Raw genomic sequence first — 8,245 nt, forward strand, 5'->3', positions numbered from 1 at the left:
AAGCATATCTCAATAGCAATATTCGAATGTATGTTCCGAACTATTGTTCATTAATAATATACTTACAGACCAAATGTTTCAATCGAACAAATTCTTAAATTTTTGCTAAATGCTTAATTACTATACTTTTCTATTTCTTTGCGTCGCTCTAAAGCGTCCGGATTATCACTTGTCGCATCAAAGCCATCAAGGAAGTACTCCTCCGGCATATATTTTTTATAATCCAGATCCATAAAATAATTACAGAAAAGCTGCTCAGCATAGATTATTCTGCTCTCCCCGTCGGTAAGGGCATATACAAAGCCATTATAGGAATCCGCATTTATAGCCAGTAGTTCATATGTTGTCTCTTCCTTAACGCTGTAATATCCCACATATTCCGTTGATTCATAGTCCTTAAGGCGTTGTACCTCTTTAGCATAGGTATCAGCATCATAATCGACAACAAGATACCCTAAATACTGGGCATCCCAGGGATTGTAATAAACCATCTTATAATCAGCCACATTCATTTCAGGTGTTATTCTATCTGGCCAGATGTGTTCATCCATTCCGAGCTTATTCCATTTATTTTCCTCATCATTGTATTCCCCATTATTACGAGAAAAGGACATATACTCATTGTAATGAGTCACATCGTCGTATACCTCCGGTTTTTCCAGGGCAGAGCCCACAAGCAGTATTCCTACTAATCCCACCATCATCAGTGGTCTTAACGCACCAATTATCAGTACAATTATGGTAATAATTTTTATCCCTTTCAAAAAACGCTTATGCTTGATTATCCTTTCCAGTAATCCGGTGACAAATAGGGTAATGATCGCCATAATAACAAGCGCTATGATTGAAAAGAATACAGCTCCTTTCTTTATTTCCTCCGGTTCAGTATTAAAGGTTTGCAGAAAAATTGATAACATCATTATCAAAACGCCAACAAAACTTATTATCTGTATTACTCTCAGTAGTTTACTTTTTTCAGTATTGGCATATTCAGCCATTTTTTCAGCTACTTCCCTTACTTCTGTGTCCATCATCTCGCTTTTCCTTTCCCCTTCGATGATCTCCCTGACATCCACTCCAAAGAAGTCGGCTATCTCCACTAATAAGGAAATATCAGGGAGATTGCTGCCGGTCTCCCATCTGGATATGGATCTTGAGCTTACGTTAAAAACTTTTGCAAGCTGTTCCTGGGTCATCTGTTTTTCATGTCTTAATTCTTTTAAAAGTTTTCCTGTCTTAAGTTGATCCAATTGCTATTTTCCTCCTCTGATAGCTCCAAGTATAAAAAACACCGCCAGTAAATACCACGACACAAAGCGAGAAATGCCGTTTTTTCCTTACCGGACATGTGTGTCTTGTCTGAATTTGGCCCATATCTTCTATGCCTGCTCCTATTCTGTTGCTGATGCAAATGTAAAACGAACGGTATAGAGATATGTTCCAATCAATATAATATCTGCCAGTATCCAGGCACCAACCTCTCCATAATAGATTCCTCTGCACCCGATTATTCCGGTTAATATCCGTGCACAGGTCACTCTCATAACAAGCTGTCCAAAGCTCGAAATCATTGGAACCAGTGTATTGCCTGTACCCAGCAAAGCAGCTCTTACAATATACAAAACATATAACAGGGGATAAAAAAGACCTAAAACAAACAAATAATCCCTTCCATACCTAAATACGTCTGCAGTGACAGAATCTGCATCAACGAACAGCTTCATGGCACTAACACCAAAGAAAATCATGATAAAGGAACACATGATAGCAGTTGTTATTCCTATCAATAGGCTTGCTCTTACGCCTGCATGAATCCGGTCAAATTTTTTTGCCCCGTAATTCTGTGACACATACGCCACAACTGCCAAACCATATGAGGAAGCTGCTATTTCCAGTAAGGCATATATTTTTCCGGCTATAGTGTATCCCGTCAGGAAGCTAATATCATATTGGTTTACACTGCTGATAACGATAAGTCCCCCTATGGCTGTGATCACGCTCTGAAGCGCCATGGGCGTTCCCGTAACCAGTAACTCCCTATAGACACGTATACTACCCTTGTTATACGCAGAATCCGCATTCTCTGTTTTATCTTTCCTGTTTTTTAGTACATGATACCCACAGATAACCATTACAAGGGCTTCTGACATAATTGTGCCAAGCGCTGCTCCTGCTATTCCAAGGTCAAAAACACAGATAAAAAGAAGATCCAGCACTATGTTACAAAGCGAGGAAATGGTCATGGCCACCAGCGGAATCCTGCTGTTTCCCCGACTCCTTAAGGTCGCTGCAAAAAACTGATAGAACACAAGGAATGGTATTCCTCCAAAAATAATGTTCACATAGGTCTGCGCATAATCAAACGCCTCTTCCTTAGTAGAAATAAGGCTCAACAATACTCCGGAAAATGATAGCAGGAGCACGACAAAAAGCACGGAGATTACAATACAGATCACCCGTGCTTTTTTATAATAATAGTCGAAGGCCTGCTCATTTTTCTCTCCGTACTTATTCCCAAGAAGTACCGAAAAGCCCTGAATCAGACCGATTAAAAATCCATTAACAAGGAAAATAAGCCAGTCCGTACCGCCAATTGCGGCAAGTCCCAGCGCTCCTACTCTTTTTCCTATAATAATACTATCCACAATAGTATATAGCTGTTGAAATACATTTCCGATTATCATGGAAACAGAAAACGAAAGAATTAGTCCAAAAGGATTCCCAACTGTTAAATCCCTGTCTTTTTTCATATAGCTCCCCAAGCCATCCCTTCAATAAAAAGTCCCCTCGATGCACTATTATACACTATTCACGACCCTCTTACACCCTCAACAACCAGCCTGTAAAATTTCTCTAAACGTGTATTGTGAAAAATAAACAATCACAACACGGAATAATTATGCCAATGCACAATAGAATTATGAGAGATTAGGCAGTATTATTTTGTCATAATACAAGATAACTTTCGTTTTTTGAAGAAAAGGAAGTAATGCCTATGAAAAAGAGATTTATAGCAATTGCAATGGCATTTGCAGCAACAGCAATGCTCTGCACTTCTATCCCTGCATTTGCAGCAACAACAACTGCTCCACCTAAAAAAATTACATTACCAATAGATAAGGATACTGCCCTGGAGATTGCACTAGAGGATTCCGGATACACCATAGAGGAAGCAGAGGACGTAGAGATTGAGAAAGGCCATGAAGATGGCAAGGAAGTCTATGAAGTAGAATTCTATGTCGGTGTAAGCAAATACGAATACGACATTGAAATCTCTACGGGAGAGATAATTGAATACAACATTGACGACTAATTTAAAAAGTGAATAAATTATTTTTATTATCAGCAAAAAATAATGTATGGAATTGGGTCCCCTTGATCAGCAGATGATCAAGGGGATTTATAATTGGTACCCACAGAAAACCTCTTCCGACAAAATCAGTAAATGTAAATCTATCTTCTGCACCACTACTATTTCTGCTATAATCATCTTTTGTAACAGTTCTGGCATCAGAATGTTCTGAGTAGGATAAAATCATAAATTTACAGATAATAGAGGTGGACAACATGGAAAGAAAAAGAATATTATGCTTCGGTGATTCCCTTACCTGGGGCTATGATCCTGAAAAGAGGACCCGAATAGATGAAAACAGACGTTGGACAGGCGTGCTTCAGGCGCTTCTTGGTGATTCCTACAAAGTTATAGAAGAAGGTCACAATGGTCGTACCATAGCAACTGACGATCCTGCTGAAGGCGAGAAAAATGGTCTTAAATATGTCATTCCCTGCATAGAAAGCCAGTCACCTGTTAATGTTATGATAATCATGCTTGGAACTAATGACCTTAAGAGGAAGTTTTCCTACTGCTCCATGGATATCGCCGGCGAGATGCAGATATTTCTTGAAAAGGTCCAGGCTCACAACCGTTTTAGAATGAATGATAAAATGCAGATTTTACTGGTCTCTCCTCCACTTGTGGGAACTACCGGAAAAGGCTCCTGGCTTGAGGACTGTTTTGATTTCCTGAACGCTGCCAGAGTATCTTCAGAACTTGCCATATGGTACAAACAGCTCGCTGAAATGTACAACTGCGCATTCCTTGATGCTTCCAAAATAGTTTCTCCCAGTCCCGCTGACGGCGTGCACATCGACGCAGATGCCCATGGCAAGCTTGGCAAAGCCATTTATGATAAGCTCCACAGCAGCGGCTTATTAGGAAATGACTAATTTTAGCAGGCTGTTTTCAAAAAATATACCCCAGAGCAGTTTCAACTATACTCTGGGGTACAACACAATCCTATTCATGCATCCGGTAGTTCCTTCATCTGGGCAATAATCTCATAATCATCAGTAACATTCACAACTGCATATGTTGATTTTTCCGCACTACTTCTCGGATTCCCGATGCTTCCCGGATTAACAAATGTGATGCCGGATTCAGTATCTTTTACTATCTCTGCAAAATGGCTATGCCCAAAAAACACAATATCAGCATGCTTATTTGTAGCTGCCTGTTTTATATTCAGAAGATCTTCATCATATTTGGCATTATATCGATCACCGTGAGTAACCCACACATTGAAAAAACCGGCTTTGAACTCTTCCTCTATTGGCAAATCAGAACCATCACAATTACCCCTGACTGCCTTTACTTCATAATCTGCCCCCTCTGTAACAGTTTCCAAAGAACCTTCGATATCACCACAATGAACCAAAATATCGAAAGGTTTCTCTATTTCAATTGCTTTTCTAATGTTCTCATTATTGCCATGTGAATCAGAAATAACTAAAATTTTTAAATCACTCATAAAATGTAGTCCTTCCTATATATTCTGAGAAACGCTGGAGTACTTACCTGTTTCTGTGTCATACTTTTCCTGTAATTCCATAACTCTGTCCAGCACAGCATAGCTGTCATGACCATGGATATAATCCCCAAGGAGAATAAGCTGTGTATCTTTATCATCCAGGTCTATATATGACAACGCTTTGTTGAATTCCTCGGTGTGTCCGTGGATATCGCTAATAGCATATATCTTCATCTTTTTCTATTCCCCTATATCTTGCACGACATATATACTGTTTGAATATTAATTTATTATATTTCCAGCCACTTCTCCGGACAATCAACCCACAGTTTAGTACCCACAAACTATGCTTTCTACTGTGTTACTTTCATCAAAACATATTAAACAGCGACAATTGTCCATCAATCCAACTCTTCTGCTCAACAGTATGGATTTCATCCTCCGGTCTGATATTGCCGATAAGAAGCGGGGACTCAGGATCATGATTTCTATTATTTTTCATAACCGTCTCCGCATCATAGTTAGCGTAGCAATAGCGGCACATGTGAAGGCAGGTGTTGTACATTCCGATATCGTTACCGAGAAAGCAGGCGCAGGTATTTCTGGCATTTTTCACTTTGGGAAATACCATCGTGTTATGGACTGCCTTCTCATAGATAGGTTGAGTCATGCAGCCACTACAGTCGGCACCAAATACCGCAAGCTCATTCCCTTCGCTACAGGGACGAAGTATCATCCCATGCTCCTTTGCTATCCTCGCCATATGCTCTCCAAGGTACATTCGATCAGCTTTTTCGAGAGCTTTTGCTTCAGGAAAATTCCGCTTTACCTTCTGATATATATCGATGAAGCTGATTACACAGTTTTTCGTGTAGCCCTCAAGCGCAGACGCTATCTCCGAGAACTTCTCAATGTGATACTCCCTCGTGTATTTTTCATCCAGGAAAATAGGGTCATATCTCCATCCCATTGAGTCTATGCCTGCGAATTCAGATAGTCTCTTAAAGGTCTCTATAACCTCCGGTATCTCCGGCACATTTGGTTCAACATCTTTTCCATAACCGGTAATAGTCACATACCAATACATTCCGTAGGGTTTCAAAAGATCCAGATATTTCAGCATTGGTGCGGGATTCTTTGTGCAAAAGCTTATAAGATCCACTACAGACGGGTGTAATATGAATTTAGTAACATATGTCATGTTATAAGGATTTCGCACGTAAACAAAGCCTTCCTTAAGCCGGTTTGCAAACCAATCTGCATAAAAAGCGGGAATATCCGTGCGCGAACCTGTTTGAATAATCATAATTGTGTCTTCCTATTGAAATTACGTATTTTTCTAATTTTCTCACACAAAAATGATAACCGCTAGCGGTTTTTGTAATGCGCAAAAGACTATTATTTTATACAATGGAAATGATAATGAACTTTTAATTCCTTTATTAAGGAGGCTCTTATGTATAATCCCGACGAAGAACGATATAACAAAATGCTTTATAAGCGCTGCGGAAATTCCGGCCTTAAACTGCCGATGGTTTCCCTTGGCCTCTGGCATAACTTCGGTGATACCGGTAATTATGAAAACATGGAAAATATGTGCTTTACTGCCTTTGATAATGGCATTACACACTTTGATCTTGCAAATAATTACGGACCTGCTCCAGGTAGCGCAGAGATTAACTTCGGAAAAATTTTAAAAGAAAATTTCTCCGCATACAGAGATGAACTTATTATCTCCACAAAAGCCGGTTATACCATGTGGCCAGGCCCTTATGGTGATTGGGGCAGCCGAAAATACCTTATTGCAAGCCTTGACCAATCACTTCAGCGAATGAAGCTGGACTATGTAGATATTTTTTATCACCACAGAATGGATCCTGAAACACCACTTGAAGAAACAATGGGAGCACTTGCTCAGATAGTTCACTCAGGAAAAGCTCTTTATGTAGGGCTTTCTAACTATGATGGACCTACACTGGAAAAGGCGACAACTATTCTAAGTGATCTTAGGGTTCCATTTATAATCAACCAGAACCGCTACAGCATCTTTGACAGAACAATAGAGAAGAATGGTCTTAACCAGAAAGCAACCGAGCTAAAAAAGGGTATTATATGCTTTTCGCCGCTTGCTCAGGGGATGCTCACCGATAAATATCTTGAAGGAATACCTGAGGACAGCAGAATACGCACAGATGGCAGATTTTTGAAGGAAACCACCGTTAATGAAAAGCTTGATAAGGTAGTCGCTCTTAATAAGCTTGCAAAAAAACGTGGTCAAACTCTTGCTGAAATGGCTCTTGCCTGGGTTCTTAAAGACGATAATATCACTTCTGTGCTAATTGGTGCATCTAAACCCTCACAGATCCTGGAAAATATAAAAGCTTTGGAGAATACTTCATTTACAGAGGAAGAACTAATACAAATAGATAATATTAGCCTCTAAAAAAATTGAAAAATTAATAAAAAAAGATGCCTAGACTCGGAATCGAACCAAGGACACGAGGATTTTCAGTCCTCTGCTCTACCAACTGAGCTATCTAGGCATACTTGAGTAGCGGGGACAGGATTTGAACCTGTGACCTTCGGGTTATGAGCCCGACGAGCTTCCAGACTGCTCCACCCCGCGATATTTAATTGAATGGATGGCGGTGGATTCGAACCACCGAAGCAATTTGCAGCAGATTTACAGTCTGTCCCCTTTGGCCACTCGGGAAGCCATCCATATAATAAAGAGCCGATGAGCGGACTCGAACCGTTAACCTGCTGATTACAAATCAGCTGCTCTGCCAATTGAGCCACATCGGCTTATTTCTGAAGATATAATCCTCAGAAAAAGTGGGGCCTATAGGGCTCGAACCTATGACCCTCTGCTTGTAAGGCAGATGCTCTCCCAGCTGAGCTAAGACCCCAGATTTAAACAAATATTTGATTGTTGAACGACCCGAAGGGGGTTCGAACCCCTGACCTCCGCCGTGACAGGGCGGCGCTCTAACCAGCTGAGCCACCGGGCCAGATCCTCGTCTGTACCTTCAAAACCGAACACTAAAGATTTTAATACATCATTCTCAGAAAGTCAACACTTTTTTATTGTTCTATATCCATTTTTTTGGACAAGCCCTCAACCTATTAGTACACATCAGCTGAACATGTTACCATGCTTACACCTTGTGCCTATCTACCTCATAGTCTCTAAGGGGTCTTACTGCCGAAGCAGGGATATCTCATCTTGAGGGGGGCTTCACGCTTAGATGCCTTCAGCGTTTATCCCTTCCGGACTTGGCTACCCAGCCTTATGCATCTGGCGATGCAGCTGATACACCAGCGGTCCGTCCATCCCGGTCCTCTCGTACTAAGGACAGCTCCTCTCAGATATCCTACGCCCGCGCCGGATAGGGACCGAACTGTCTCACGACGTTCTGAACCCAGCTCGCGTACCG

The 8,245-nt window shown here is 40.8% G+C and carries 8 protein-coding genes, 6 tRNA genes and 1 rRNA gene; 3 read left to right on the forward strand and 12 right to left on the reverse strand.

Going from position 1 to position 8,245, the window contains the following annotated elements:
* Positions 1-113: 113 nt before the first annotated feature.
* Positions 114-1,250: a helix-turn-helix domain-containing protein gene (locus tag G602_RS29010; protein WP_049945220.1), complete on the reverse strand. Its 1,137-nt coding sequence runs from the start codon at positions 1,248-1,250 to the stop codon at positions 114-116.
* A gap of 141 nt (positions 1,251-1,391) precedes the next feature.
* Positions 1,392-2,750: an MATE family efflux transporter gene (locus G602_RS0113135; protein ID WP_044932068.1), complete on the reverse strand. Its 1,359-nt coding sequence runs from the start codon at positions 2,748-2,750 to the stop codon at positions 1,392-1,394.
* A gap of 245 nt (positions 2,751-2,995) precedes the next feature.
* Here G602_RS0113135 and G602_RS29015 point away from each other — a divergent pair, with 245 nt between their 5' ends.
* Positions 2,996-3,313, forward strand: a complete 318-nt coding sequence (locus G602_RS29015) for a PepSY domain-containing protein (protein WP_026659444.1) — start codon at positions 2,996-2,998, stop codon at positions 3,311-3,313.
* 254 nt (positions 3,314-3,567) lie between these two features.
* Positions 3,568-4,227 carry an SGNH/GDSL hydrolase family protein gene (locus G602_RS0113150; protein WP_026659446.1) on the forward strand — a complete coding sequence of 220 codons (660 nt, stop codon included), beginning with the start codon at positions 3,568-3,570 and terminating at the stop codon, positions 4,225-4,227.
* Positions 4,228-4,301: 74 nt separating this feature from the next.
* Here G602_RS0113150 and G602_RS26565 read toward each other — a convergent pair whose 3' ends face one another.
* From G602_RS26565 to G602_RS0113165, 3 genes are all read right to left on the reverse strand, one after another.
* Positions 4,302-4,808, reverse strand: coding sequence for a metallophosphoesterase family protein (locus G602_RS26565; RefSeq protein WP_049945221.1), 507 nt, complete (start codon positions 4,806-4,808; stop codon positions 4,302-4,304).
* A gap of 15 nt (positions 4,809-4,823) precedes the next feature.
* Positions 4,824-5,042: a metallophosphoesterase gene (locus G602_RS0113160; protein WP_026659447.1), complete on the reverse strand. Its 219-nt coding sequence runs from the start codon at positions 5,040-5,042 to the stop codon at positions 4,824-4,826.
* Positions 5,043-5,178: 136 nt separating this feature from the next.
* Positions 5,179-6,114: a DUF1848 domain-containing protein gene (locus G602_RS0113165; protein WP_026659449.1), complete on the reverse strand. Its 936-nt coding sequence runs from the start codon at positions 6,112-6,114 to the stop codon at positions 5,179-5,181.
* A 150-nt stretch (positions 6,115-6,264) separates the two neighbouring features.
* Between G602_RS0113165 and G602_RS0113170 the strand changes: the two genes are divergently transcribed.
* Complete coding sequence (locus tag G602_RS0113170) at positions 6,265-7,251, forward strand: aldo/keto reductase (protein ID WP_026659450.1); 987 nt, start codon at positions 6,265-6,267, stop codon at positions 7,249-7,251.
* A gap of 27 nt (positions 7,252-7,278) precedes the next feature.
* Here G602_RS0113170 and G602_RS0113175 read toward each other — a convergent pair.
* From G602_RS0113175 to G602_RS0113205, 7 genes are all read right to left on the reverse strand, one after another.
* A tRNA-Phe gene (locus G602_RS0113175) sits at positions 7,279-7,351 on the reverse strand.
* A 9-nt stretch (positions 7,352-7,360) separates the two neighbouring features.
* A tRNA-Met gene (locus G602_RS0113180) sits at positions 7,361-7,434 on the reverse strand.
* A 13-nt stretch (positions 7,435-7,447) separates the two neighbouring features.
* A tRNA-Tyr gene (locus tag G602_RS0113185) sits at positions 7,448-7,529 on the reverse strand.
* Between the two features lie 11 nt (positions 7,530-7,540).
* Positions 7,541-7,613: transfer RNA gene (locus G602_RS0113190), tRNA-Thr, on the reverse strand.
* 31 nt (positions 7,614-7,644) lie between these two features.
* Positions 7,645-7,717, reverse strand: a tRNA-Val gene (locus G602_RS0113195).
* A 28-nt stretch (positions 7,718-7,745) separates the two neighbouring features.
* A tRNA-Asp gene (locus tag G602_RS0113200) sits at positions 7,746-7,819 on the reverse strand.
* Between the two features lie 95 nt (positions 7,820-7,914).
* Positions 7,915-8,245 (reverse strand): 23S ribosomal RNA (locus tag G602_RS0113205); the annotation flags it as partial.

Source organism: Butyrivibrio sp. AC2005, from assembly GCF_000424145.1.
In the GTDB taxonomy this organism is placed as follows: domain Bacteria; phylum Bacillota; class Clostridia; order Lachnospirales; family Lachnospiraceae; genus Butyrivibrio.

Coding starts and splice junctions, on each gene's coding strand:
- G602_RS0113150 (WP_026659446.1), top strand. CDS start 3,568: ATGGAAAGAAAAAGAATATTATGCTTCGGTGATTCCCTTACCTGGGGC.
- G602_RS0113170 (WP_026659450.1), top strand. CDS start 6,265: ATGTATAATCCCGACGAAGAACGATATAACAAAATGCTTTATAAGCGC.
- G602_RS0113160 (WP_026659447.1), bottom strand. CDS start 5,042: ATGAAGATATATGCTATTAGCGATATCCACGGACACACCGAGGAATTC.
- G602_RS0113135 (WP_044932068.1), bottom strand. CDS start 2,750: ATGAAAAAAGACAGGGATTTAACAGTTGGGAATCCTTTTGGACTAATT.
- G602_RS26565 (WP_049945221.1), bottom strand. CDS start 4,808: ATGAGTGATTTAAAAATTTTAGTTATTTCTGATTCACATGGCAATAAT.
- G602_RS29015 (WP_026659444.1), top strand. CDS start 2,996: ATGAAAAAGAGATTTATAGCAATTGCAATGGCATTTGCAGCAACAGCA.
- G602_RS0113165 (WP_026659449.1), bottom strand. CDS start 6,114: ATGATTATTCAAACAGGTTCGCGCACGGATATTCCCGCTTTTTATGCA.